This is a genomic window from Frigoribacterium sp. CFBP 8754, from assembly GCF_014841815.1.
GTDB classification, from domain to species: Bacteria; Actinomycetota; Actinomycetes; order Actinomycetales; family Microbacteriaceae; genus Frigoribacterium; species Frigoribacterium endophyticum.
The window spans coordinates 196,471-221,669 of record NZ_JACYUO010000003.1; the positions used below are offsets into that span (position 1 = coordinate 196,471).

At 74.6% G+C, this 25,199-nt stretch carries 22 protein-coding genes; 12 read left to right on the forward strand and 10 right to left on the reverse strand.

Features of this window, described 5'->3' with window-relative positions; translation table 11 throughout:
• Window positions 1-151: 151 nt before the first annotated feature.
• Both IFT72_RS11380 and IFT72_RS11385 read right to left on the reverse strand, forming a co-directional pair.
• Window positions 152-2,743 carry a glycoside hydrolase family 3 protein gene (locus IFT72_RS11380; protein WP_156370163.1) on the reverse strand — a complete coding sequence of 864 codons (2,592 nt, stop codon included), beginning with the start codon at window positions 2,741-2,743 and terminating at the stop codon, window positions 152-154.
• A gap of 450 nt (window positions 2,744-3,193) precedes the next feature.
• The gene (locus IFT72_RS11385) at window positions 3,194-3,718 is read right to left on the reverse strand and encodes an SRPBCC family protein (protein ID WP_167261040.1); all 525 of its coding nucleotides are present in this window, start codon (window positions 3,716-3,718) and stop codon (window positions 3,194-3,196) included.
• 274 nt (window positions 3,719-3,992) lie between these two features.
• Between IFT72_RS11385 and IFT72_RS11390 the strand changes: the two genes are divergently transcribed.
• From IFT72_RS11390 to IFT72_RS16680, 4 genes are all read left to right on the forward strand, one after another.
• Window positions 3,993-4,826 (forward strand): sugar phosphate isomerase/epimerase, encoded by an 834-nt coding sequence (locus IFT72_RS11390; RefSeq protein WP_192046490.1) that lies wholly within the window; start codon window positions 3,993-3,995, stop codon window positions 4,824-4,826.
• Complete coding sequence (locus IFT72_RS11395) at window positions 4,823-5,944, forward strand: Gfo/Idh/MocA family oxidoreductase (RefSeq protein ID WP_192046491.1); 1,122 nt, start codon at window positions 4,823-4,825, stop codon at window positions 5,942-5,944. The genes IFT72_RS11390 and IFT72_RS11395 overlap by 4 nt, the downstream gene beginning before the upstream one ends.
• 241 nt (window positions 5,945-6,185) lie before the next feature.
• Window positions 6,186-6,809: a DUF1992 domain-containing protein gene (locus IFT72_RS11400; RefSeq protein WP_192046492.1), complete on the forward strand. Its 624-nt coding sequence runs from the start codon at window positions 6,186-6,188 to the stop codon at window positions 6,807-6,809.
• A gap of 126 nt (window positions 6,810-6,935) precedes the next feature.
• Window positions 6,936-8,060 (forward strand): C40 family peptidase, encoded by a 1,125-nt coding sequence (locus IFT72_RS16680; RefSeq protein ID WP_192046493.1) that lies wholly within the window; start codon window positions 6,936-6,938, stop codon window positions 8,058-8,060.
• 607 nt (window positions 8,061-8,667) lie between these two features.
• On the opposite strand, the gene IFT72_RS11410 is transcribed toward IFT72_RS16680, so the two are convergent.
• Window positions 8,668-10,179 (reverse strand): SulP family inorganic anion transporter, encoded by a 1,512-nt coding sequence (locus IFT72_RS11410; protein WP_371741270.1) that lies wholly within the window; start codon window positions 10,177-10,179, stop codon window positions 8,668-8,670.
• A 96-nt stretch (window positions 10,180-10,275) separates the two neighbouring features.
• On the opposite strand from IFT72_RS11410, the gene IFT72_RS11415 reads away from it, so the two are divergent.
• Window positions 10,276-10,692 (forward strand): MerR family transcriptional regulator, encoded by a 417-nt coding sequence (locus tag IFT72_RS11415; protein WP_167261051.1) that lies wholly within the window; start codon window positions 10,276-10,278, stop codon window positions 10,690-10,692.
• 54 nt (window positions 10,693-10,746) lie between these two features.
• Here the strand turns inward: IFT72_RS11415 and IFT72_RS11420 are convergent, their stop codons facing one another.
• On the reverse strand, window positions 10,747-11,847 hold the full coding sequence (locus IFT72_RS11420) for a glycoside hydrolase family 6 protein (RefSeq protein ID WP_192046494.1): 1,101 nt from the start codon (window positions 11,845-11,847) through the stop codon (window positions 10,747-10,749).
• A 291-nt stretch (window positions 11,848-12,138) separates the two neighbouring features.
• Here IFT72_RS11420 and IFT72_RS11425 point away from each other — a divergent pair, with 291 nt between their 5' ends.
• Window positions 12,139-13,050, forward strand: coding sequence for an EamA family transporter (locus IFT72_RS11425; RefSeq protein ID WP_192046495.1), 912 nt, complete (start codon window positions 12,139-12,141; stop codon window positions 13,048-13,050).
• Between the two features lie 47 nt (window positions 13,051-13,097).
• Window positions 13,098-13,751, forward strand: a complete 654-nt coding sequence (locus IFT72_RS11430) for a ScbR family autoregulator-binding transcription factor (RefSeq protein WP_056058331.1) — start codon at window positions 13,098-13,100, stop codon at window positions 13,749-13,751.
• Window positions 13,752-13,920: 169 nt separating this feature from the next.
• On the opposite strand, the gene IFT72_RS11435 is transcribed toward IFT72_RS11430, so the two are convergent.
• From IFT72_RS11435 to IFT72_RS11450, 4 genes are all read right to left on the reverse strand, one after another.
• Entirely contained in the window at window positions 13,921-14,847 is a 927-nt protein-coding gene (locus IFT72_RS11435; protein ID WP_192046496.1) for a hypothetical protein, read from the reverse strand.
• Entirely contained in the window at window positions 14,844-15,515 is a 672-nt protein-coding gene (locus IFT72_RS11440) for a response regulator transcription factor (RefSeq protein ID WP_167261061.1), read from the reverse strand. The genes IFT72_RS11435 and IFT72_RS11440 overlap by 4 nt, the downstream gene beginning before the upstream one ends.
• Entirely contained in the window at window positions 15,512-16,852 is a 1,341-nt protein-coding gene (locus IFT72_RS11445) for a sensor histidine kinase (RefSeq protein ID WP_192046497.1), read from the reverse strand. Before IFT72_RS11445 ends, IFT72_RS11440 begins: the two co-directional genes overlap by 4 nt.
• A gap of 214 nt (window positions 16,853-17,066) precedes the next feature.
• A complete protein-coding gene (locus tag IFT72_RS11450; protein ID WP_056058344.1) occupies window positions 17,067-17,687 on the reverse strand; it encodes a superoxide dismutase in 621 nt (206 codons plus the stop codon).
• Between the two features lie 197 nt (window positions 17,688-17,884).
• Here IFT72_RS11450 and IFT72_RS11455 point away from each other — a divergent pair, with 197 nt between their 5' ends.
• Window positions 17,885-18,463 (forward strand): molybdopterin-dependent oxidoreductase, encoded by a 579-nt coding sequence (locus IFT72_RS11455; RefSeq protein ID WP_192046498.1) that lies wholly within the window; start codon window positions 17,885-17,887, stop codon window positions 18,461-18,463.
• The gene (locus IFT72_RS11460) at window positions 18,460-19,281 is read left to right on the forward strand and encodes an FAD-binding oxidoreductase (RefSeq protein WP_192046499.1); all 822 of its coding nucleotides are present in this window, start codon (window positions 18,460-18,462) and stop codon (window positions 19,279-19,281) included. Before IFT72_RS11455 ends, IFT72_RS11460 begins: the two co-directional genes overlap by 4 nt.
• A gap of 350 nt (window positions 19,282-19,631) precedes the next feature.
• On the opposite strand, the gene IFT72_RS11465 is transcribed toward IFT72_RS11460, so the two are convergent.
• Both IFT72_RS11465 and IFT72_RS11470 read right to left on the reverse strand, forming a co-directional pair.
• Window positions 19,632-20,309, reverse strand: a complete 678-nt coding sequence (locus tag IFT72_RS11465) for an SDR family NAD(P)-dependent oxidoreductase (RefSeq protein WP_192046500.1) — start codon at window positions 20,307-20,309, stop codon at window positions 19,632-19,634.
• A gap of 52 nt (window positions 20,310-20,361) precedes the next feature.
• A complete protein-coding gene (locus IFT72_RS11470; protein ID WP_192046501.1) occupies window positions 20,362-20,673 on the reverse strand; it encodes a hypothetical protein in 312 nt (103 codons plus the stop codon).
• 171 nt (window positions 20,674-20,844) lie between these two features.
• Between IFT72_RS11470 and IFT72_RS11475 the strand changes: the two genes are divergently transcribed.
• The 3 genes from IFT72_RS11475 to IFT72_RS11485 all read left to right on the forward strand — a co-directional run bounded on the left by IFT72_RS11475 (window position 20,845) and on the right by IFT72_RS11485 (window position 24,862).
• Window positions 20,845-21,303, forward strand: a complete 459-nt coding sequence (locus IFT72_RS11475; RefSeq protein ID WP_056058360.1) for a DUF3817 domain-containing protein — start codon at window positions 20,845-20,847, stop codon at window positions 21,301-21,303.
• 108 nt (window positions 21,304-21,411) lie between these two features.
• The gene (locus IFT72_RS11480; protein WP_192046502.1) at window positions 21,412-23,766 is read left to right on the forward strand and encodes a heavy metal translocating P-type ATPase; all 2,355 of its coding nucleotides are present in this window, start codon (window positions 21,412-21,414) and stop codon (window positions 23,764-23,766) included.
• A gap of 256 nt (window positions 23,767-24,022) precedes the next feature.
• Window positions 24,023-24,862: a tryptophan-rich sensory protein gene (locus tag IFT72_RS11485; protein WP_192046503.1), complete on the forward strand. Its 840-nt coding sequence runs from the start codon at window positions 24,023-24,025 to the stop codon at window positions 24,860-24,862.
• The last annotated feature ends 337 nt before the right edge of the window (window positions 24,863-25,199 follow it).

Here is a 25,199-nt window from a genome sequence, read left to right on the forward strand (position 1 = left end):
CCGGCGCCCAAGCCGGGGGCCGGGGCCGGGGCCGGAGCCGTAGCCGCCGCCGCGGCCCCCCTCTCCCCCAGGAACGACCGACGCCGACCGTGCCCGAGGGCAGCGGCCGGCGTCGGCGGTGGTGAGCTGGGGCCGAGGCGGCCCCGGGTACCTAGCTCGCGCCTCCGGCAGCCCTGCGGCGGCGGATCACGACGAGTGCGAGGCCGAGGAGCACGAGCAGCGCTCCTCCGACGATGCCGGGCAGGGCGTCGCCGCCGGTGAAGGCGAGCGGGGTGCCGTCGGCGGCGGTCGCTCCCGAGACGACGCGGAGGTCGTCCCAGCCGTACAGCGACCCGTCGGCGGCCTGCACCACGACGCGGTGCGTGCCGAGCGTCGTGCCGGCCGGGATGGTCACCTGCACGCTCCCGTCGACCGAGGCCGTGGCCCGGGCCAGCACGACGGGCTCCGAGTGCAGCCAGACGGCCACCTCACGCCCGGCCCCGGCGGCGCCGAGGTCGACCGTGATGCGCTGGCCGCGCTGGGCCGTCGCCGGCACCGACACGGAGCCGCGGGCGGCGTCGGTCAGCTGGGCGTCGGGCACCGGGACGGTCGTCCCCGTGCCGGGCGCGGGCGAGGGCGACGGAGCCGGCGTGCCGGGGCCGCCGGGCGTTCCGGGGGTGCCGGGCTCGCCGGGGCCGGGCGTGGGCTCCTCGCCGGCGTCGCCGTAGCTGAGGCCGAAGCCGTAGGCGAAGAGCGGCGTCGCCGTGTCGTTCGGCACGTCGGGCAGCTGCGCGTCGACCTCGGCCATCGACGAGGGCAGCTCGAAGGGCAGGCGCCCCTCGGGCTCGGCGGCTCCCGTGACCACGGCGAGCAGCGCCTCGTCCGAGACGCCGTACGCACCCAGGACGGCGTCGCTCGACTCCACGACGTTCCCCAGCACGAGCGGTCGCGACAGCTGCGGCACGGCGATCGTCAGGGCGCCGGCGGCGTGCGCCGCCTGCAGGGCCTGGAAATCGGCCTCGGTGCCGGTGAAGTCGAGGTCGGTGAGGTCGTCGCCTCCGCGCGGGTCGGTGAGGCGCACGATGGCGACGTCCGCCTCCTCGGGGGTCGCGACGGGCGTCAGGCCGGCCGCGGTCGCGGCCTCGGCGGAGACCCCGGAGAGGTAGACGGTCGTGCCGGGCGCGACGGTGCCCTCGGCGTCGCCGAGCGGCAGGGCCGCGGCGCCGGTCGCGGGCACGACGTCGTTCGACAGCAGCGTCAGCGACCGGGCCTGGTCGTCGAGGGCGACCGCGCGGGAGGCGGCGCTCCCGACGATCTCGTCGGCGGCGGCCGGGTCGACGTACGGGTCCTCGAAGAGGCCCAGCTGGAACTTCTGCGAGAGCACGCGCTGGGCGGCCTCGGAGACGCGCTCGTCGCTGAGCAGCCCGGTCTGGACGGCCTCGACGATGTACTGCGGCTTGTCGCTGCCGCCGATGATGTCGACGCCCGCGTTGATGGCGCTGGCGTAGCGCGCCGGGAGGCTCAGGCCCTCGACGCCCCACGGCATGCCGGCGCCCCAGGGGCCCACGAAGGAGGCGGGGGGACGGTTGTCGAGGCACGCCTGCGGGCAGTCGTTGGCGATGCCCCAGTCGCTCGTCACGACGCCGTCGAAGCCGTACGTGCCGCGCAGCAGGTCCTGCAGCAGGAACTCGTTGTGGCCGGCGCCGACCTGCTCGATCGGGCCCTGGCCGGGGACGACCTCGAGGTCCTTGAGGATCGAGTACGTCGGCATGATGCCCGCTGCGTCGACGTCGAACGCGCCCTCGTAGGGCACGACGTGCTCGGCGAAGTCGCCGCCGGGGAAGGCCGCGTAGCGGCCGTAGTAGTAGTGGCTGTCGTAGCCGTCGACCTGGGCGCCGTAGCCGACCCAGTGCTTGACGACCGTGGCGACGCCCTCGTCGGTGATGCCGTCGGTGCCGCCCTGGAGGCCCTCGACGTAGGCGCCGACGTGGTCCTTGACGGTCTCGCCGACGGAGCCGAAGGTGCCGTTCTGGCGGGTCCAGCGCGGCTCGGTGCTGAGGTCGGCCTGGGGCGAGAGCGCCTCGGTGATGCCGACGGCGCGGTACTCGTCGCCGATGATCTCGCCCATCGCGAGCGTCGCGGCGGGGTCGCCCACGGCGCCCATGCCGATCGCGTCGGGGAAGGGCGTGAAGTCGGCGTTCGAGACCGTCTGGCCCTCGGTGACGCTGAAGCCGTTGCGGGGGTCGGTGCTGATCTTGAGCGGGATGCCGAAGGGCTCCGCCTCGGCGGCCTCCTGCAGCTGGTTGTGCTGCTCGGCGAGGGCGCCCGCGCCGATGCTGAGGCGCGAGATGTAGGTCGAGATGTGGCGGTCGCGCAGCAGCGGGTCGAAGGCGGCCCGGTCGTACGTGCCGCGGCCGGTGAGGCTCGCGTGCATCAGCAGCCCGGCGCGCTGGTCGAGGTCGAGGCGGGCGACGAGGTCGGAGGCGCGCTCGTCGGCGGTGAGCCGCCAGTCCTCGTAGGGCGTGAGGTCGCCGCTGCGGTCGAGGTCGCGGAACTGCAGCCCGTCGACGGTGATGATCTCGGTCGAGCGGGACTCGAGGGTCGGCTGGGCAGCGGCTGCTGCTCCCGGGCCGGCGGCCGGGTCGGCGGCGAGGGCGGCGGGTGCCGGCGTCGCGGCCAGGGCGAGCGAGGCGACGAGCGCCCCTCCCGCCGTCACGCCGAGTGCCCGGCCCCTGCGGCCGGCACCGTGCGTCAGTGATCGCATGTCTACTCCTTCGTAGGCTCGCCCCTCCCCCATCGGAGGGGCACAGCTGAGCTAAAGCCCCCCTTCGGTTTAAGTCAAGCCGACTTCAGGAAGTTGCGCTGCGCGGGGGTGCGGGGGTTGGGGGTGGGTGGGGTGAGGGTCGGAGCGGCCGGCCGAGAAAGCTCGATCCACTCTGGAGTGGAGGAGCAGGGCGGGGGTGCGAGATGCGAAGGGTCTGCTGTTCCACTCCGGAGTGGATCAGCGATCCTGGACCGTGGTTCCCGGGCGGCGCGATGAGGCGCGGAGCCGGAGCCGGGGCCGGGCTCGGGGAGCTGCGATCGGCACCCCGTGCCGACGGTGAGGGCGGGAGTACGGGCGGGAGCGACCCGGGCGGGCGGTCACGAGCGCCCGTCCGACTCGGACTCGCCCGTCGTCACGGCCGCCCCTCCTGCGAAGGGCCGCCGGGAGCCCTCAGCCGCGGCGGTCGAGCTCGTGCGCGATGCCGCGCAGCACCCTCGCCATGTACGGCCCCCAGAGCAGCCCGACGATGAGCCGCACCACGAGCCCGGCCCCCCGCCGCGCCCGGAACGTGTAGCGCCACGAGATGCGCGTGCCGCGCCCGCGGGTCGACCCGTCGCTCGCCCCGCCGGCGCTGTACCACCACTCCGCCCGCCCGCTGCGGACGAGCAGCCGCAGCGGCCCGCGGAAGTCGCTCAGCTCGTACGTGAACGCCCCGACGCGGTCGGCCGGCCCGGTGCCGGGCGGGTCGACCTCGACGATCGTCTCGGTGACCGAGCCGCCGTCCGACAGCTGCAGCCGACGCGTCTGGCCGGGCGTGCCCCAGCCGCCCGTCTGGTCGTGCACGGCGACGACGCCCGGCAGCGGACCCGACCGGGGGTAGAACCCCACCGGCGTCAGGGGAGTGCCGATGTCGAAGGCCCGGTCGACCGGTGCGGTGGTGACGGCCTCACGGGTCGCGCTGACTGTCGTCGTCATGGGCAGGGATTCGGAGTCGCGGGTCCGGTCGACTGGTCGGTCTCGCCCCCGGTCGGGTCACGTCCCGCCGCGCCCGGCTCCGTGGCCCGCCGTCGATCCGACCCGCACCCCTGCGCCCGGCCCGACCCGCGCCTCCTCGGGGGCCGGCCCTGCGCCTCCTGATCCTGCCGATCGGACGACGACTTTTGCATGTCGGTCGACAGAAGTAGCAGAATGAGCACGGGCCGCCGCACCGTGACGCGCCGCAGACCACCGGATACGAAGGAGCATCCCCATGAGCACACCGTCCGTCCAGCTCTACAGCGTGCGCGACGCCGTCGCGGAGGACCTGAACGGGGCCGTCGCGCGCCTCGCCGAGATCGGCTTCACGAAGGTCGAGCCCTACGGCTTCGCCGAGCGCCCCGCCGAGATCGCCGCCGCGCTCAGCGCCGCCGGCGTCACCGCGCCCTCCGGCCACGCCGCCGTCATCGACTCCGACGACGCCGAGCAGATCTTCGCCGCCGCCGAGCAGATCGGCCTCGAGACCGTCATCGACCCGTTCATCCCGAGCGACCGCTGGCAGACCGCCGACGACGCCGCCCGCATCGCCGAGCGCGTCAACGAGCTCACCGCCCAGGCGGCCTCGCACGGCCTCCGCTTCGGCTACCACAACCACCAGTGGGAGTTCACGAACGAGGTCGACGGACGCCCGATCTACCACTCGTTCGTCGAGCAGCTCTCGCCCGAGGTCGTCCTCGAGCTCGACACCTTCTGGGCCACCGTCGGCGGCCAGGACACCCCCTCGCTGCTCCGCCAGCTCGGCGACCGCGTGCAGTTCCTGCACATCAAGGACGGCAAGGTCAGCGGCGACATCGCCACCGCCCTGCCGAGCAGCGAGAGCGCGCTCGTCGTGCCCGACGCCCTCAAGGCCGCGTTCGAGAACCAGACCCCGGCCGGCCAGGGCGACGTCGACGTCCGCGCCATCCTCGAGGCCGCGCCGCACGCGCTGCGCGTCGTCGAGTTCGACGCCTACTCGGGCGACGTCTTCGCCGGCATCGCCGAGTCGTTCGCTTGGCTGCAGGAGAACGACACCACGCAGCTCGACGGCACCGACGGGGTCACCGCGTGAGCGCGGGCAGCACGGGCCGCACGGGCACGGTCGGCGTCGGCGTCATCGGCGCCGGCAACATCAGCTCGCAGTACCTCGAGAACCTCACGAAGTTCCGCGACGTCGAGGTGCGCATGGTCGCCGACCTCGACCTCGCGCGGGCCGAGTCGCAGGCGACGACGTACGGCGTCGCCGCCCACGGCACCGTCGACGAGCTGCTGTCGCGCGACGACATCGAGATCGTCGTCAACCTGACGATCCCGGCCGTGCACACCGAGGTCGGCCGCCAGATCGTGGCCGCGGGCAAGAACGTCTGGAGCGAGAAGCCCCTCGCCCTCGACGCCGAGTCGGGCGCCGAGCTGCTCTCGGCCGCGCGGGAGGCGGGCCTGCGCGTCGCGTGCGCCCCCGACACCGTGCTCGGCGGCGGCATCCAGTCGGCCCTCCGCGCCATCGGCCGCGGCGACATCGGCGAGCCGCTCACGGCGACGACGATGTTCCACGTGCCCGGCCCCGACGCGTGGCACCCGGACCCGGACTTCCTCTTCGCCGTCGGCGCCGGCCCGCTCTTCGACATGGGCCCGTACTACGTGACGACCCTCGTGCACGCGTTCGGCTCGGCCTCGCGGGTGTCGGCCGTCTCGTCGAAGTCGTTCGAGCGCCGCACGATCGGCAGCGGCCCCCGCGCCGGCGAGACCTTCCCCGTCGAGGTGCCGACGCACCACGCGGCGCTGATCAGCTTCGAGGGCGGGCAGTCGGCGCAGTCGACGTTCAGCTTCCAGAACGCGCTGCCCCGCATGGGCTTCGTCGAGATCAGCGGCACCGAGGGCACCATCGTGCTGCCCGACCCCAACATGTTCGACGGCGACTCCGCCCTCTGGCGGTTCGGCCAGGAGGAGCCCGAGACGCTCACCGCCTCCGGCTCGTTCTGGGGCCGCGGCTCCGGCGTCGTCGACCTCGCGCGGGCGATCCGCGGCGGCGACGACGAGAAGGCCAGCGGCGCGGTCGCGGCGCACGTCCTCGACGTGCTGCTCGCGGTCTCCACCGCGGCGGAGCAGGGCTCGCCCGTCGACGTCACGTCGTCGGTGCCGAAGCCGACGCCCCTGCCCGAGGGCTGGGACCCGGCCGCGGCGACGCTGTAGGTCGCGGGCGGAGGGCGGCCGAGGCCGCCCCGCAGCCGAGGAGGCGCGGTGTCGGGACGACCGGCACCGCGCCTCCTCGGCGTCCTCCCGTCTCGTGCGTCGTGCCTCCCTCGTGCGTCCGTGCGCTGTCGAGTGGTCGCGAACTGTCGTCGCCGGGCCCTCGGAGCAGCAGTTCGTGACCACTCGGCGGGCTCCGGACGGGCTCCGGACGACGTCGGAGGCGCGGCGTACCCTCGTCGGCATGGCCAGCGAGAGATCGGACCCGCGCATCAACGCTGCGCGGTACCGCGTCGAGGGGGAGGCCCCGCCGGAGAACGCCCCCCGCGACACCCGCACCGCCGCCGAGATGCGCGCCTGGGCCCGCACCGCGATCGACGTCGCCGTCGCGCGCGGCGACTTCGACGACCTGCCCCTGGCGGGCAAGCCGCTGCCCGGCCTCGCGGGCGACACGGTCGACCCCGACTGGTGGATCCGCGGCCTGATCGAGCGCGAAGGGCTCACCGGGCTGGCGCCTCCTGCGCTGTCGCTCCGCACCGAGCACGCTGAGTTCGACGACACCCTCGACCGGCTCGGCAGCGAGGCCGCCGTGCGCGCCCACGTCGACGACTACAACGCCCGCATCGTCGAGGCCCGCCGCCAGCTGACCGGCGGACCGCCCGTCGTGACGCCCACGCGCGACGTCGACGACGAGGTGCTGCGCTGGCACGAGCGCCGTCGTGCCCGCCGTGCGGCCGCGGCCGCCGAGGCCGCCGCGGCCCCGCCGCCGCCGAGCTGGCGGGAGCGCCGGGCCCTCCGTCGCGAGCTGCGACGCCGCCGTGAGGAGTCGCGGGTCGAGCCCCCGGAACCGCCCGCCCCGAGCGGGTGAGGGGGGTGAGGGACCGGCGGGTCACCCGCGTGAGCGGGGAGGCCGGTGTGCTCGCAGGACTCGTGCCGAGGGCGCTCCGGCGATAGGGTCGAGTGTTCCCGACGAGTGACCGAGAGGACCGACCGCGTGACGAGCACCGCCTCCGCCGACCTGTCGGGCCCCGAGAACTCGGATCGCGACGCGTCGACCACCGGAGGCGGAGACGCCCCGCTGCTGCGGCCCCGGGGTCGCCGTCGGGCCCAGGCCGCCGTGCTGCCGACCACCTGCCGGGCCTCGTTCGTCCAGTCGGACGCCCTCGTCGCCGCCTCCGAGGCGGCCACCGGCCCGCTGCTCCGCGGTCGCCGCTCGGCCGCCCGTGCCGACGCCGTCGCCGCCGAGGCGGCGGAGCTCGCCGGCGAGCCGGTCGCGGCCCCGACCGCGGGCGTGAGCCGCAAGGTCGTGTCGGCCAGGGCAGCGTCGGCGAGCCGTGCCGCGGACTCGACCCGCGCCTCCGGCCGGCGGGCTGCGGTGCCGAGCGCTGCTGCTGCACCTGCGGCTGTCGCTCCCGCTGGGGCGTCCGCGGCCGCCCCCGCGGCTCGTCGTCTCGGTGCCGTCGTGAAGAAGGTCTCGGTGGTCGCCGCGTTGATCGGCTTCGCCGCCAGCGGCACGCTGCCCCTGCTCGCGAGCGCCGACCAGGGAGCCCAGGCCGTCGCGGCCGGCCCCGGGGCGTCGGCGGCGCGGGGAGCGTCGCAGAGCCTCTCCGTCGACGGTGACGTGATCGACGCCGACATGAGCCGTGACGCGTACTCGGCGACGTCGTTGGTCGACCTGGCGACGCAGGTGAAGCTGAACTCCGCCGCGGCGAGCACCTCGGTGTGGGACGGCCGCACGACCGAGAGCTACCTGGCCGACCCGCTCTACCCGACGCTCGACCGCGACCAGGTGCTGGCCGTCGCGATGCAGTACATCGGCACCCCGTACGTGCACGGCGGCGAGGACCCGACCAAGTTCGACTGCTCGGGCCTCATCACGTTCGTCTACTCGCAGTTCGGCATCTCGCTGACGCACTACGTGCCCACGCAGGACGCGGAGGGCACTCGCGTCTCGGCCGAGGACGCCGTGCCCGGCGACCTCGTGGTCTTCGACAACCTCGCGCACGACGGGATCTACGCGGGCAACGGGATGATCCTCGACGCGCCCAAGCCCGGCGGCTTCGTCGCGGTGCGCCCCATCTGGGACCAGCCGCACCACTTCGTGCGCATCGGCGCCTAGGGTCCGTCCCGCCGCCCCGCCCGCCCGCGCTGCTGTGCGGGTCCGGCGCCGGTCGCCCGCGCCGGGGCGTGAGTCTCCTGGCGCCCGCGCTGCGGCGTGAGTCTGCTGGCGGTCGGCCTCATCGCCGCGAGCTGGGCTGCCAGGAGCTCGCCGTCCGGATGTGACGCCCCAGATTCGTCGATCCACTCTGGAGTGGAGGAGCTCAGCCGTGAACGCGCGTCCTCCCGAGCGCTGTCGCGGTCGGTCCGGCGGGTCCGTGTCGTCGTGGGCGGGTCGGCGCCGACCCGCCCAGGAGGACGAGGACCCGCCTCACCCCGCCGTGTCACCGTGTCCGCAGGTCACCGGTCTCGCTCCTCCACTCTGGGGTGGAGCAGCGGGGTGGGTGTGGGGCGAGAGGCAGGCTCGCTCCTCCACTCTGGAGTGGAGCAGCGGCGCGAGGTGCCGGTGAGGCGCAGCCCCGCTCCTCCACTCTGGAGTGGATCAGCGATCCCAGGGACCACTTCTCCGAGATCTCGCCGAGCGGGCCCGCCACGGCGGACGGCGCCGGCGGCTCGCGCCGGCGGCTCGCGCCGGGGAGCGCCCGACCGACCTGCCCCCCCTCCCCGGCCTACTCCCCGAACTGCCCCGTCAACCTCGAGCGGAAGGCGTGGCTGCGGTCGTCGAGCCCGACGAACTCCACCGCCACGTCGTGGGCCGCGAACTTCGTCTCGACCGAGTCGAGGGCGGCGACGCTCGAGGCGTCCCACACCTGGGCCCGGCTCAGGTCGACGACGACCGAGGCCGGGTCGTCGCGGTACGCGAAGTGCTCGACCAGGTCGTTGCTGCTGCCGAAGAACAGCGGCCCGACCACGTCGTAGCGCACGGCACCGCTCTGCGCGTCGACGGTCCGCTCGACCCGGATCACGTGCGCGATCCGCCGCGCGAACAGCACCATCGCCAGCAGCACGCCGACCGCGACGCCGATCGCGAGGTTGCCGGTCGCGACGACCACGACGACCGTCACCACCATCACGAGCGTCTCGGGCAGCGGCATCCGCCGCAGCGTCGACGGCTTCACGCTGTGCCAGTCGACCGTCGAGATCGCCACGATCATCATCACCGCGGCCAGCGCGACCATCGGGATGCGCGCCATCACCGAGCTCAGCCCCGTCACGAGCAGCAGCAGGAAGAGCCCGGCCACCACGGTCGACACCCTCGTCCGGGCCCGTCCGATCTTCACGTTCACGACGGTCTGCCCGATCATCGCGCAGCCCGCGATGCCGCCGTAGAAGCCCGCGGCGATGTTCGCGACGCCGAGGGCCCACGACTCCTTGCCCTTGTGCGACGGCGTCTCGGTGATGTCGTCGACCAGCTTGGCCGTCAGCAGCGTCTCCATCAGGCCGACGAACGCCACGCTGAGCGCCGTCGGCAGGATGATCACGAGCGTGTCGAGCGACACCGGCACGAGCCACGGCGTCAGCCCGGGCAGCCCGCCGCCCATGGGGCCCTCGTCGCCGACCGTGTGGACGTCGTTCAGCCCGGCGAACACCACGATCGCCGTCACGACCACGATCGCGATCAGCGGTGCGGGCACGGCCTTCGTCAGCCGCGGCAGCAGCACGACGATCGCGATCGTCAGCGCGAACAGCGGGTAGACCACCCACGGCACGTCGACCACGTGGGGCACCTGTGCGACGAAGATCAGGATGCCGAGCGCGTTGACGAACCCGATCATCACCGACCGCGGGATGAACCGCATCAGCCGCGCCAGCCCCGCCGTGCCGAACGCCACCTGGATCACCCCGGCCAGCAGCACCGCCGGCAGCACGTACTCCACGCCGTGCTGCTGCACGAGCGGCGCCACGACCAGCGCGACCGAGCCGGCCGCCGCCGTCACCATCGCCGGGCGGCCGCCCAGCAGCGACATGACGATCGCGAGCACGACCGACGAGACCAGGCTGACCATCGGGTCGACGCCCGCGATGACCGAGAACGAGATCACCTCGGGCACGAGGGCGAGCGTGGTGACGATGCCGGCCAGCGCCTCCCTCGTGAGCAGTCGCGGCGAGCGGAGCACGCCGAGCACGGTGTCGTCGGCGTGCACGGGCACGACGGAGGAGGGGGAGGCGGGAGACGTCACGGGGCTCCTGAGGAGAGTCTGGAAGAGTGGGGGGCGCACGGCGACCCTGCCGTACGATCAACCCTACCCTCACGTGAGGGTAGAGATGGGCCACCCATGAGCGACGTCGACCAGCCGATGATGCAGATCGGCGAGCTGGCAGAGCGCGCCGAGATGTCGCTGCGCACCATCCGCCACTACGACGAGGTCGGCCTGCTCGCCCCCACCGGCCGCACCGAGGGCGGCTTCCGGCTCTACACCGAGGCCGACTTCCAGCGCCTCATGGTGATCCGTCGCATGAAGCCGCTCGGCTTCTCGCTCGACGAGATGGCCGAGCTGCTGCGCGTCGTCGCCGACCTCGAGTCCGCGACCGCGGCAGGCCCCGAGGGAGGCGCGGAGGGCTCCCCGGAGCACGTCGCCGCCGTCCGCGCCCGCCTCGACTCCTTCATCGAGCAGACCGTCGAGCGACGAGCCCGCCTCGAGCGCCAGCTCGGCATGGCCGACGAGTTCCTGGAGCTGCTGCGCAGCCGCTGACGCCGGTGCGCCGGGCCCGGCCCGCGACTCCCGACGTCCCGGCCGGCCCCGCGGCTACTGCTGCGAGCCCTCGTCCTCGACGCGGCGGGTGACGAGGCCCTCCGCGAACGACGGCCACCAGGTGCCCGCCGCGGGCCCGCCGTTGCAGGTGCCGTCGCTGATGCCGGGCGTCTTGACCCAGAGCAGGGCGTCGAGCCCCCCGCTGCCCCCGGCGACGTGCGGGTCCTGCCCGAGCGCCGCCCCGTCGGGGTTGCACCAGGTGCCCTGCCAGCCGCGGCCGTTGCGCGAGACGTCGATCACGAAGTGGCTGTCGCCGGTGAGTGCGGAGAGGCGCTCGGCGTAGGCGCGCTCCTCGTCGACCCGGTAGAAGCCCGACACGTTCGTGAAGAAGCCGCGGGCGTCCTCGACCCCGGCGGCGAGCAGGCGCTCCGACATCGTCTGCGCGTCGACCCAGTTCGAGTTGCCCCCGTCGAGGTAGGCGGGCACGCCCGCCGCCGCGAAGTCCTCGACGGCCTGGCGCAGCAGCGGCAGCCTCTCCTCGACGAGGTCGGGGCAGCGGCTGAGGATGCCGAGCGAGTCGGGCTCGACGATCACCACGGCGTCGTGGCCGCGGATCGTCTCGGCGATGGTGCGGTTCCACGCCGGGTACTCGTCGACCGTGAGCCCGCCCGCCGAGTAGTTGCCGCAGTCGCGGTCGGGGATGGCGTACGTGACGAAGACCGCCGTCGCGCCCTGGGCGTCGGCCGCGTCGAGGAAGTCGGTGACCACCTTGACCAGCTGCTCGTCGTCGTAGCCGTCGCCGATCCACATCGCCACGGGCTGCGCGGCGATCACGCCCGCCGCGTCGGCCTGGCCCGGCTGGCCTGCCGCGTCGAGCTCGGCCTGCGCCCGCGAGGCGAGCGAGCCCGGCTCGACGGCGAGCCCGCCGGGGAAGACGAGGTCGGTCGGGGCGGTGCGCATCGTCTCGCGCGTCACGCGGTCGGGTGCGGCGGTCGGCGTGGCCGAGGCGGAGTCGCGGTCGGCGTCGCCGTCGCCCTCGCCGCGGTCGGCGGACGACGTGCAGCCGACGAGGGCGAGCAGCGCGGCGGCGACGACCGCGCCGAGGGCGGCCCGGGCGGCGCGGGGGCCGAGGGCGGCGCGGGGAGTGGTCGACATCGGAGCCTGTTCCCGGGCACGCTCGTCGACGGCCCGACGCTGGTGGTCCCCCATGACAGCACGGCGGGGGCCTCCGGCACAGGCAGCCGAACGGGGGACCGCGGGCGTCCCCCGGGCCCGGGCCGGGCTCGCCGGCGCGGTCGGCAGGGGCCTGCGGGAGGCGCGGTGCGAGCCCCCGGCACCGCTCGCGGCACCGCCGGGGCAGGGCCGCCCGCCGACCGGTGGCCTGCTCGGCCGGACGACCAGCGCGTCGGCTGGTGCCGCCGCCCCCCGCTCGGCCAGGCTGGCCGGATGACGCCCCGCGACCGCCTCCTCGCCCTCGTGGTCGCGGTCTGCTGGGGCGTGAACTTCCCGATGACGGCGCTGGCGCTCGAGCACTTCCCGCCGATCTTCCTCGTCGCGCTGCGCTTCTCGCTGCTGGCCGTGCCGACGCTGCTGTTCGTGCCGCGCCCGCCCATCCCGTGGCGCAGCCTGCTGCTCGTCGGCCTCGGGCTGGGGATCCTCCAGTTCGGCTTCCTCTACCTCGGCATGGCGGCGGGCATGCCCTCCGGCCTCGCGTCGCTCGTGCTCCAGGCGTCGGCCCCGGCGACCGTCGTGATCGCGGCGTTCTGGCTGCGCGAGCGCATCACCCGGCGCCAGGCGATCGGCATCGGCGTCGCGGTGCTCGCCCTCGCCGTGATCGCGGTGCACCGGGCCCAGGTGGCGGCGCTGCTGCCCGTCGTGCTCGTGCTCTGCGGCGCGCTCGGCTGGGGCCTCGGCAACGTGGCGGTGCGGCGGGCGGCCGCCCCCGACCCGCTGCGGCTCACGCTCTGGATGTCGGTCGTGCCGCCCATCCCGATGCTCGCCCTCTCGCTCGCCGTCGAGGGGCCCGGGCGCATCGGCCGCAGCCTGGCGACCGTCGGCACCCTCGACGCCCTGCCGAGCGTCGTCGGCCTGCTGTACGTCGTGCTGGTCGCGACGGTGCTCGGCTACGGCCTCTGGACCCGCCTGCTCGCCGCGTACCCGTCGAGCACGGTCGCGCCGTTCTCGATGCTCGTGCCCGTGGTCGGGGTGCTCGCGTCGTGGGCGGCCTTCGACGAGGTGCCCGACGCGGTGGAGGTGGTCGCGGGCGTGGCCGTCGTGGGGGGCGTGCTGTACGCCAGCCGGGCTCCGCGCCGGGGCCGACCCGCGACTCCTGCCCTGCCGGAGACGCCCGCGGCCTGACCGGGGCGGGCGTCACACCCCGGGGCCCGCCGGTACTGTGTCTCTCCGTGCCCCAGCAAGAGCGTGCCCGAGCGACGCGCGCGGCGATCCTCCACGCCGCCGCCGAGGTCTTCGACGAGCGGGGCTACGGCTCGACGTCGCTCGACGTCGTCGCCGACACGGCGGGCGTGACCAAGGGCGCGCTGTACTTCCACTTCCCGTCGAAGGCCGCGCTGGCCGACGCGGTCATCGCCGAGCAGCACCGCCTGGCGCGGGCCTACGCCGACCGGGTCTCGGCCGAGGCCCGCTCGTGCGCGGAGGCGATCGTGCTGTCGTGCGCGTCGCTCGCGACCCAGCTGACCCGCGAGGTGACGATCACGGCGGGCATCCGCCTCACCACCGAGGTGCCCGACCGCGCGCTCACCGTCGCGCCGCCGTACCTCGACTGGCTCGACCAGATGGGCCGGCTCATCCGCGGAGCGGTCGACGAGGGCGCCTTCCGCGCCGACCTCGACGTCGACGCCGCGACGCACCTGCTCGTCGGGGCCTACACGGGCGTGCAGACCCTCTCCGGGGCGACGACCGGGCGGGCCGACGTGTTCGAGCGGCTCGCGCAGCTGCTCTCGGTGCTGCTGCCGTGGATGGCGGCCCCCGGGTCCGAGGGCCTGACCACGTCGCTCGTCGCGCTGGTCAGGCCCACGGACCTCCCCTCGGCCCCCTAGGCGCCCCCCGGCGCCGTGGTCCCTCTGTACCCCAGGTTACATACCCGCGGGACGGTTTCGACAGGCCCCCGGCCGGGGGGCAGGGGCAGGGCGGGAGGCGCGGGGAGCGGAGGCTGCGGGAGGCGCCTGGTGCGGACGGCGCGGCCTGCGGGAGGCGCGGGCCGACAGCTCAGGGAGCCGGCGGCGTCAGCCGGGCCAGCGCGGCGTCGACCGTGCGCTTCGCCGCGGCGACCGCTCCCGTGTCGACCTGCGAGAGGCGCTCGCCGTAGTCGTGGGGCACGGTGAGCTGGTGCTCCCACTCGGCGTCGTAGAGGGCGTCGAGGTACCCCGACGACTCGCGGCAGGCGGCGTCGGCGGTGGCGACGTCGAGCTCGGCCTCGGTGACCGGCGACGCGGGGTCGTATGACCGGAAGTTGCCCGCCATGGCGTCGGTGGGCATGCCCGCCGGGGAGTCCGGGAGCTCCCAGGAGGCGTCCGCGACGGGCTGCATGCACTCGAGCCACGCGGGGACGGTGGCGAGGACGGCGTCGTCGTCGCGGGCGTCGCGGAAGGCGGCGTCGCTGAGCCGGGTGGCGATGTCACCGACCGTCCCGGTGCCCGTCCCGAGGTAGCCGGAGAGCAGCTCGGGGTGCTCCGAGTACAGCCTGTCGACGCAGCGGTCCCTCGCGGCGCTCTCGGCGGCCGAGACCGGCCTCAGGACGAACTCCCGCCACGCCCCCTCGCCCGGGTCGGCGGTCGGCGGCACGTGGTAGCCCCGAGCCTCGGCCTGGTCGAGGTCGAAGGCCCGCGTCGGCTGGCGTTCGGCCGCGGTGGTCGCCGCGTCGACGTCTCGCCAGGGCACCCGCGAGCCGTCACCGCCCTCGTCGGTACGGCACTTCTCGATCATCAGCTCCTGCGCGTAGCCGAAGCGGATGTCGCCGACGCCGATGTACTGGTCGAGCGGCATGGCCCAGGAAGAGCGGTCCTGCGTGGCGGTCGTCGGCAGGGCCCAGGGCCGGGTCGACGGCAGCCCCGCGACGACGACCCCGGCCACGACGAGGGCGACCGCGACGGCGGTGACCCGCTTGGCGACCTGCTCGCGGTCGCGCTCCGTCACCCGCGCCTCCGCTCGGCTCCGGAGACGAGGCCGTTCTCGTAGGCGAACACGACGATCTGCACGCGGCTGCGCAGGGCCAGCTTCTGCAGTACGGCGCGCACGTGGCTCTTCACCGTGGCCTCGCTGAGGAAGGCCTCGGCGGCGATCTCGGTGTTGCTCAGGCCGCGGGCGATGAGCAGCGTCATCTCGCGTTCGCGCGGCGAGAGCGGGGCCAGCGGGTCGACGGGCGGCGTCGGGGCGGGCACGGCGTACCGGTGCACGACGTCGAGCGCGGCGTCGGCGGTCGAGACGGGTTCGCCCGCGAACGCGGCCCTGATGGTGCCGAGCACCTCGTCGGGCGTGGCGTCCTTCGTGAGGAACGCGTACGCGCCGGCCTTGAGCGCCCCGTACACGGCCTCGTCGCGCTGGATCGTCGTCAGGGCGACGACCCGCGGCAGCTCGTCGGGCGAGACGCCCTCGAGCAGCCGGGCCGTGGCCTCGAGGCCGTTCATCACCGGCATGCGCAGGTCCATCAGCACGACGTCGGGGCTCGTGCGCGCCGCCAGCTCGAGCGCCTGCCGCCCGTCGACGGCGGTGCCGACGCAGGCCATGTCGGGCTGCGCCTCGATGAGCATCTCGAGCCCGCTGGCGAACAGCGGCTGGTCGTCGACGACGGCGACGCGGATCATGGGGTGCTCTTCTCGGTCAGGTCGGGCGTGGTCAGGTCGCGGGAGTCCAGGTCGCGGAAGACCGGGTCGGGAGGCGGCGGCCCGGGGGAGGTCGGCGCCGGGGAGGCGGTGGTCGCGGCCCGCTCACCCCGTGACGGCACGAAGGCGGTCACCTCGAACGAGGCGCCGTCGTCGGCCGGGCCGGCCGTCAGCCAGCCGCCCGCCAGCCGTGCCCGCTCGGTCATGCCGCGGACGCCCGCGCCGCCCTCGCGGCCCTCCCGGGCGGCGACGAGCGGGGAGCCCCGCCCGCGCGAGCGGACGGAGAGCGACAGCCCCTCGCCGCGGTGGTCGAGCACGACCGCGACCGTGCTCGTCGTGCCCGCGTGCTTCAGGGCGTTCGTGAGGCTCTCCTGCACGATGCGGTAGACGGCGAGCTCCTGCGAGGGGGCGAGGGCGGGCGTCCCCTCGACGACGACGTCGAGCTCCATGCCGGCCTCGCGCATCGCCGCGGCGAGCACCCCGAGGTCGGCGAGGGTCTGGCGCGGGGCGGTCACGTCGTCGTCGTGCGTGATCCGCTCGACCAGCCGGCGCACGTCGAGCAGCGCCGTGCGGCCGACCTCGGCGATCGTGGCGAGCGAGGCGTCGGCGGCCTCGGGGCGCGTGGCCCGCAGCGCGATCGCCCCCTGGGCCTGCGACACGACGACGGCGAGCGAGTGCGCGAGGGCGTCGTGCACGTCGCGCGAGATGCGGGCGCGCTCCTGCTCGAGCCGCAGCTCGAGGTCGGCCGCCTCGAAGCGGGTCTCGGTGGCCTCGAGCGCCGCGCGGATGACGACCACCCGGCGGATGCTCGCGAACGCGACCCCGATCGCCCACGCCCCGGCGAACACGCCGAAGAGAGCGGCCATCAGCAGCGAGAACTCGATGCGGAGGCCCGCGGTGCCGGCGCCCACCCAGGTGCTCCAGCTCTGCGGCCGGGTCAGCGTCGGCACGGTGAGCAGCCAGGCGGCGAGCCCGGCCGTCACCCCCGCCACCAGCAGCGCGGCGAGGCGCAGCCACGGCGAGGGCCGGACGGCGACGAAGGCCATCACGAGCGCGACGGCGACGTAGGCCGTCCAGGTGTCCTGCCCGGGGGCCTCGGCGAGGCCGAGCAGCTGCAGGACGGGCACGACCACGACGAGGGCGAGGGCGGTCGACGGCATCCACCACGACAGGCCGATGGCCAGGGCGAACAGGCCGAAGACGACGCTGTTGTCGGCGACGCCGCCGCGGCCCCAGGAGGCCGCCACCCAGAACACGAAGTAGACGGTCGCCGCGGCCGGGGCGACCGCGTGCCGTCCCCACCGCCTCACGTCGATCATGTGCAGAAGGCTAGGTGAGGGGCGGGCCGCACCGCGCCTCCCGAGGGTCAGGTTCATCCCGGAGGCGCATGCCCGGGGGGTGGGGAGGGACGGCGAGGGGTGGTCGTCCCCAGGGGCGAGCGAGGCCGGACGCGACGGGGCCGCACGCGACAGGGCCGCGCCTCCGGCCCGTCGTGACGGGGGAGGCGCGGCCCTGGTGAGGCAGCGGGTGCGACTAGAAGGTCAGCAGGCCCTGCGTCTTCGTGGTCGCGGCGGCGTAGCGCTGCGCGACGTTCTCCCAGTTCACGATGTTCCAGAAGGCCTTGACGTAGTCGGCACGGACGTTCTGGTAGTCGAGGTAGTAGGCGTGCTCCCAGACGTCGAGCATCAGCAGCGGCACGAGGCCGAACGGCACGTTGCCCTGCTGGTCGAAGAGCTGGAAGACGCTGAGGCGCTGACCGATGACGTCGTACGCGAGCACCGACCAGCCGGAGCCCTGCACGCCGAGCGCGGTGGCCGTGAAGTGCGCCTTGAACTTCTCGAGGTCGCCGAAGTCACGACCGATGGCCTCGAGCAGGTCGCCGACGGGCTCGCTGGTCTCGGGGGTCAGGTTCGTCCAGAAGATCGAGTGGTTGACGTGGCCGCCGAGGTTGAACGCGAGGTCCTTCTCGAGCTTGTTGACGTTGGCGAGGTCGCCCTTGTCACGCGCCTCGGCGAGGGCGGCGTTGGCCGTGTTCGCCCCGGTCACGTACGTGTTGTGGTGCTTGGAGTGGTGCAGCTCCATGATCTGCGCGCTGATGTGCGGCGCGAGAGCGGAGTAGTCGTAGGGGAGGTCGGGCAGGGTGTACTCAGCCATGGGGGAGTCCTTTCGCTGGGGGTCTCCCACCACCGTACGACCCCCGTGCACCTGCAGGTCAACCGCCTCCCAGGCCAGTCCCAGGCTGGTGGTCTCGCCGGGCGTCGGGGGGCCCCGCTACTGTGGGCCGGGTCGGGGCGAACGAGCCCCGCGCGACGCCGCCGCACGGCGTCGCCCCAGGGTGCAGGAGGCGCGCGATGGCAGGGTTCACCGGCTTCGGCCGACGTCGGGAGGCCGACCCGCGCCTCCCCCCGGGGCAGCACCTCGAGCAGGGCTTCCCCGTGCTCTCGGCCGGCCCCACCCCGAACATCAAGCGGTGGGAGCTGCAGGTCGGCACCGAGCAGGGCCAGCGCTCGCTCACCTGGGCCGACTTCCAGGCCCTGCCGCACGAGGCGATCGAGACCGACATCCACTGCGTCACGAGCTGGAGCAAGCTCGGCACCCACTGGTCGGGCGTCTCGCTCGACACCCTCTTCGACGGCCTCGAGACCGACCACGGCTACGCGATGGCGACGAGCTACGGCGGCTACACCACCAACCTGCCGCTCGACGAGCTGCTCGGCGGCAAGGCGTGGGTCGTCGACACCTACGAGGGCCAGCCCCTGCACGCCGAGCACGGCGGGCCGGCGCGGCTCTTCGTGCCCGGGCTCTACTTCTGGAAGAGCGCGAAGTGGCTGCAGGGCGTCCAGACCATGCCGACCGACCGCCGCGGCTTCTGGGAGAGCATGGGCTACCACGGCCACGGCGACCCCTGGCGCGAAGAACGCTACGCGTGAGCGGTGCCGACCCCTATGCCTGGCGGCCCGGCACGGTCGCGTCGACGACCCCGCTGAGCGGCACCGGCCGATCCATCACCATCGCCGTGCCGGGGCTGCGGGCGGCGCGTGCCGGTCAGCACGTCGACCTCCGACTGACCGCCGACGACGGTTACCAGGCCGTCAGGTCGTACTCGCTCTCCGACGTGCGGGGCACCCACGGCGACCCGCTCGCCGCCGAGCTCGAGATCTCGGTCGAGCAGCTGCCCGACGGCGAGGTCTCGCCGTACCTGGTCGAGGCCGCCGAGCCGGGCGACCCGGTCGAGGTGCGCGGCCCGATCGGCGGCTGGTTCGTGTGGCCGCCGACGGAGTTCGACCCCGACTCGGCCGTGCACGCCGTGCTGCCCGAGCCCGCGGGGGCCCCGGCGCCGACGCGGTCGCCCGTGCAGCTGATCGGCGGAGGGTCAGGGGTCGCGCCCCTGGTCGCGATGATCCGCTCGCGGTCGGAGCGTGACGACGCGCCCCCGATGCGGCTGATCTGCTCGGTGCGGACGCCCGACGACCAGTGGTTCGCCCCGGAGCTCGACGAGCTCGCCGCCGCCGCGGGGCCCGACCTCACGGTCGACTGGGTCTTCACGCGCGGAGCGCCGGAGGGAGCGGCCCGGCCCGCCGGGCGCCTCACCCGCGAGCGACTGCTCGAGCTGGCGCTGCCCGCCGAGCAGCACCCGCTCGTCTACGTCTGCGGCACGAACGGCTTCGTCGAGACGATCGCGGGCTGGCTCGTCGACGCCGGCCACGACCCGACCCGGGTGCGCACGGAGCGGTTCGGCGGGGCGTAGCGGGGCGGCGCGGGGCGGGCGGCGCGGCACGGGGTGGCGCAGCGCGGAGTGGCGCAGCGCGGCGCTGTGCGCACTGCGTGCGGCTCGGGCCACGAGCACGCGGCACCGCCTCGGTGACCACAGGGGGGTCTCCGCGACGATGCCGCTCGTGTGCTGATCCGGTGCTGTGCGTGACGCTACGCCGCCCGCCTCCGTGCCGGGCGGACTCACCGGCCGGGCTCAGGCTCGCCGCCGTCGCGGCGTCGACGTCCGAGCGACGCCGGCTCGAGTGGTCGCGACCTGCTCGTCCCGCCCCGTGCGAGCAGCAGTTCGTGACCACTCGCCGGCCGCGCGGGCGCCGCTCCGACGCCTCAGTCGGCGCTGACCTGCTCCCGGAAGGTGTCGCGCCGGGTGTGGAGCCCCCAGAGCCGCTCGGCCAGCGCCTCCGGCGTCTTCTCCGGGTCGTCGGGCGTGATGGCCCCGCCGATGATCAGCTGCGACACCTGGATGCCCTCGTCCGCCAGCTCGTCGTGCAGCAGCTGCGCGTACGCGGCCTGGCCGGCGAAGGCGATCGAGGTGCCGGTGACGGTGCGCCCGGGCGTGACGGCCGAGCCGCCGTTGACGAAGAGGATCGTGCTGCCGTGGCCGTCCGGCCCCCGCCCGAGGAAGCGCATGCCCGGCAGCACCTGGTGCACGGCCGCGACCGGCCCGTAGATCGAGAACTCGACGGGCCCGACGAGGTCGGCCGGAGTCGTCTCGAGCACGGGCCGCATGAAGTCCTTCTGCGGCAGCGGGCTGTACTGCAGCACCTGGATCGGCCCGAGCGCCTCGGTCGCCGCCTCGAGCGCCCGGGCCACGGAGGCGGGGTCGCGCACGTCGGCGACGAAGCCCTGCGCGGTGACGCCGTCGGCCTCGAGCTCGGCCGCGAGGGCGTCGAGCCGGCCCTGGTGACGGGAGATCAGCGCGACGCTGAACCCCTCCCGCCCGAATCGACGGGCCACGGCAGCGCCGAGCCCCTTTCCGGCACCGATGATCGCGAGAGTAGTCATGCCCCCCAGCCAAGCAAGGAGGCGCGGGCCGGCACCCAGGGAGCGCCGAGCCTCAGCGCGGGTCGTCGCCCTGCCACACGGGCGGCCCGGGCCGCGGGTGCCGGATCGTCTGCACCAGGCCGGTGATCGCGACCGCCAGGGCGACGAGCACGGCGATCGTGAGGACGACGCCGAACGGGGTGACCGGGTCGCCGCGACCGAGGTGCCGGCCGACCAGGACGAGGTCGAGCAGCAGCGGGAAGGCGAGGATGCCCCAGCCGACGGGCGAGCCGCGGAAGGTGGGCCAGGTGAGGCGGAGGCGGCCCGGGGCGGTGTCGCGCGGGGCGTCGTGCCGTGTCGTGTCGTGCTTCTCGTGGTCGCTCATGGAGTCCCCTCGTCGTCGTCGCTGACCTGACCAGGGTACGCCGCGCCTCCTGAGGATCCTTCGGAACAGGAGGGGCGCCTCCTGCTGGGTGCGTGGTGTGCACGACGGGAGGAGCCGCCCAGCGGCGGCCTGCGACCATGAGCGGAGTCCCGTCGACCCCCTGGAGCCCCCGTGTCGCCTCGCACCCTCTTCCGTTCGTTCGCCGTCGCCGAGGTCGTCACCTGGGCCCTGCTCATCGGCGGCATGCTGCTCAAGTACGTCGCGCGGGTCGGCGACTGGCCGGTCAGCGTCGCCGGGCCGATCCACGGCTTCGTCTTCCTCGCGTACCTGGTGGCCGGGGTCGTCGTCGCGGTCAACCAGCGCTGGAGCCTCGGCGTGACGGCCGCGGCCCTCGCCAGCGCCGTCGTGCCGTTCGCCTCCCTGCCCGTCGAGCGCTGGATCGACCGCCGCGGCGGCCTCCGCGGCGACTGGCGCCGCACCGCGACCGACGACCCGCGTGACCGGAGGCCGGCCGACCGCCTCCTCCGCTGGGTCCTCGGTCACCTGGTGCTGGCCGTCGTCCTGCTCGCGGCCGCGGTGGTCGTGGTCTTCGTCGTGCTGCTGATCGTCGGGCCGCCCGTCGGGGGCTGACCCGCGGGCGGCCGGGCGGCCGCCCCGTGACCGTCGGCAGATGACCGCGAGGAGTCGCGGGTCGAGAGATCTGGACGGCGACACGGATACCCCCCTAGGGTATGCAGCATGACTCCTCGGCACGACGACGCTGCGCACGGCGACCACGGCGACCACGGCGACCACGGCGACCACTCGGACCTCGCGACGGCCGCGCACGGGCAGGAGGCGCACGGCGTCGGGGACGACCACTCCGGGCACGACTCGCACGCGGGGCACCACGGGCACGACGCGCACGACGCGCACGCCGGGCACGACGCGCACGCTGGGCACGACGCGCACGCTGGGCCCGACGCACACGCGGGCCACGGCGGGCACGGCGGCCACGGCCACCACGGCGGCCACGGCGACCACGCCGCCCAGTTCCGCGACAAGTTCTGGGTGAGCCTCGTCGTCGCGATCCCGGTCGTGGCCTTCAGCTCGATGTTCGCGGGCCTGCTCGGCTACGACGTGCCGTCCTTCCCCGGCGCCGAGTGGATCTCGCCCGTGCTCGGCACCTTCCTCTTCGTCTGGGGCGGCTGGCCGTTCCTCTCCGGCGGCGTCGCCGAGGCGCGGGCGAAGCAGCCCGGCATGATGCTGCTCATCGCGATGGCCATCACCGTCGCCTTCGTCGCCAGCTGGGCGACGACGCTCGGCATCGGCGGCCTCGACCTCGACTTCTGGTGGGAGCTCGCCCTCCTCGTCGTCATCATGCTGCTCGGCCACTGGATCGAGATGCGCGCCCTCGGGGCCGCCTCCGGCGCCCTCGACGCGCTCGCTGCCCTGCTGCCCGACACGGCCGACCGCGTCGACGCGACGGGCCCCGACGGCTCGACCCGCGACTCCGGCAGCTCCGCCTCCGGCAGCTCGGGCTCCGGCACGACCGAGGTGGCGATCGGCGACCTCGTGGCCGGCGACGTCGTGCTCGTCCGCTCGGGCGCGCGCGTGCCGGCCGACGGCACGATCGTCGACGGCTCCGCCGAGATGGACGAGTCGATGATCACCGGCGAGAGCCGCACCGTCTCGCGCTCCGAGGGCGACCGCGTCGTGGCGGGCACCGTCGCGACCGACGGCACGTTGCGGGTCCGCGTCACGGCGGTCGGCGACGACACGGCGCTCGCGGGCATCCAGCGGCTGGTCGCCGAGGCGCAGTCGTCGTCGTCGCGGGCGCAGGCGCTCGCCGACCGCGCCGCCGCGCTGCTCTTCTGGTTCGCCGCGGGGGCGGGCGTCGTCACGTTCGTCGTCTGGCTGCTGCTCGGCGACCTCGACCAGGCGATCACGCGCACGGTGACCGTGCTCGTCATCGCCTGCCCGCACGCCCTCGGACTGGCCATCCCCCTGGTGATCGCGATCTCGACCGAGCGCGCCGCGAAGGCCGGCGTGCTGGTCAAGGACCGCCTGGCCCTCGAGCGCATGCGCACCGTCGACACCGTCCTGTTCGACAAGACGGGCACCCTCACGAAGGGCGAGCCCGCGGTGACGGACGTGGCCCGCGCCTCCTCGTCCGACCTCGTCGACGACGACGCGGCCGTCCGCCTCGCGGCGGCGGTCGAGCGCGACAGCGAGCACCCGGTCGCCCGGGCGCTGGTGCGCGCGGCCCACGCCGCGGCTGGTGCCGGTGCAGCTGGTGACGGTGCCGACGCCGCTGCGGGGCAGGGCGGGGCGCCGGAGTCGCGGGTCGAGTCGTTCCGGTCGCTCACGGGCAGCGGCGTCACGGCCCGCGTCGACGGGGTCGAGGTGAGCGTCGGGGGCCCCGGCCTGCTCCGCGACCAGGGCCTCGAGGTGCCCGCCGACCTGGCGACGGCGACCGGGCCGTGGCGGGCCGACGGTGCCGCGGTGCTCTACCTCGTGCGTGCCGGAGCGGTGGAGGCGGCGTACGCGCTGCGCGACGAGGTGCGGCCGGAGTCGGCGGAGGCCGTGCGACGGCTGCACGACGCGGGCGTGCGGGTCGCGATGGTGACCGGCGACGCGCAGCAGGTGGCCGACGCGGTCGGGCGCGAGCTGGGCATCGACGAGGTGTTCGCCGAGGTGCGCCCGGACGAGAAGGACGCGCGCGTCGCCGAGCTGCAGCAGCGCGGCCAGCGGGTCGCGATGGTCGGCGACGGCGTCAACGACGCTCCCGCGCTGGCCCGGGCCGACGTCGGGATCGCGATCGGCGCGGGCACCGACGTGGCGGTGGAGTCGGCGGGCGTCGTGCTCGCGTCGAACGACCCGCGGGCGGTGCTGTCGGTGATCTCGCTGTCGCGGGTGGGGTACCGCAAGATGATCCAGAACCTCGTCTGGGGAGCGGGCTACAACGTGCTGTCGGTGCCGCTCGCGGCGGGCGTGCTGGCGCCGGTCGGCTTCGTGCTGTCACCCGCGGCGGGGGCGGTGCTGATGAGCCTGTCGACGGTGATCGTGGCGCTGAACGCGCAGCTGCTGCGGCGCTGGCGGCCCGCCGCCTGAGCGCGGTGCGGCGTCTGGGCCCGTGCTGGCCACGACCCGCGTCGGTCAGTTGCCGTTATGCGGGCCTCCGGAGCCCTCTCAAGCCCTCAAATTGGCAACTGACCGACAGTCGCGGGCAGGGCGTGCCGGACTCGGGCCAGCGCGGCTCGCTGGGGGCTGGGGGCTGCCCCGCGACTCCTCGGGGCCCGGTCGTCGAGGCTGGGAAGCGCCTGATGATTCAGCAGCTAAGAGATCTCGGCGGCGTACCGTCGCCGACATGAGCACAGCCACGCGAGCCGAACCGCACCCTCCCCAGCCGAGCGACGTCGTCCGTCAGGTCGTGGTGGTGGTCGCGGCCGTGCTGGCCGTCGTCCTCGCCGCGGTGGGGTCGGGCGCCTTCGGCGGCACCTCCGTCTCCGGAGCCTCCGGCGGGGCGCTCAGCGCCGACGCCACCCCGATCGCCCCCGCGACCACCGCCTTCTCGATCTGGTCGGTCATCTACCTCGGCCTCGTCGCCTACGCCGTCTACCAGGCGCTGCCCGGCCAGCGCAGCGTCGACCGCCACCGTCGCCTCGGGTACTGGGTCGCCGCCTCCATGCTGCTCAACGCGGCCTGGCTCTTCGCGGCCGTGCAGCTCGGGAACGTGTGGCTCAGCGTCGTCGTGATCGTCGCCCTGCTGGCCGTGCTGGTGCGGATCTTCGTCACCCTCTTCCGCACGCCGACCCACGGCTGGGTCGACGCGCTCGTCACCGACGGCACGATGGGCCTCTACCTCGGCTGGGTCTCGGTCGCGACCGCCGCCAACATCGCGGCTGCGCTGGTCGAGTCCGGCTTCGACGGCCTCGGTGCCCCGAGCAGCGTCTGGTCGACGGTCGTGCTCGCCGTCGCCGGCCTGTCGGGCGTGGCCGTCGCGCTCGCCGGTCGTGGCCGCATCGCGCCCATGCTCTCGCTGGTCTGGGGCCTCTCGTGGGTCGCCGTCGGACGCTTCACCGGCCAGCCGCTCGACACCGCCGCCGGGGTCACGGCAGTGGTCGCCGCGGTCGTCGTGCTGGTCGTGACCGTCGCCGTCCGGGTGCGCCACGGCCGCGTCGGCGCGACGGCCGACCTGCACCGCTGACGCGCCGAGTGGTCACGATCTGCTCTTCCCTCGCGCCGGGAGCAGCAGATCGTGACCACTCGGTCGAGCTCGCGAGGCGGAAGCCGGCCCGGGCAGGCAGAGGTCTGCTCGTCTTCCTGCCCAGCGCCATCCGCCTCGTTCTGCCCTCATCTAACGGATATCAAGAATTTCACAGTGACATCCTTGACACCGGTCGACGGGGGGAAGAGAGTGTGAGCGTGACGCGAGCTGTCGGCTCGCATCACGCTCGAGCCGCGTGAGGTCGCACCCTCAGGGCTCCTCCCCGACAGCCGAAGGCCGGCGGTCTGGGGCACCGTCAGCTGATGAGGGGGCGGCC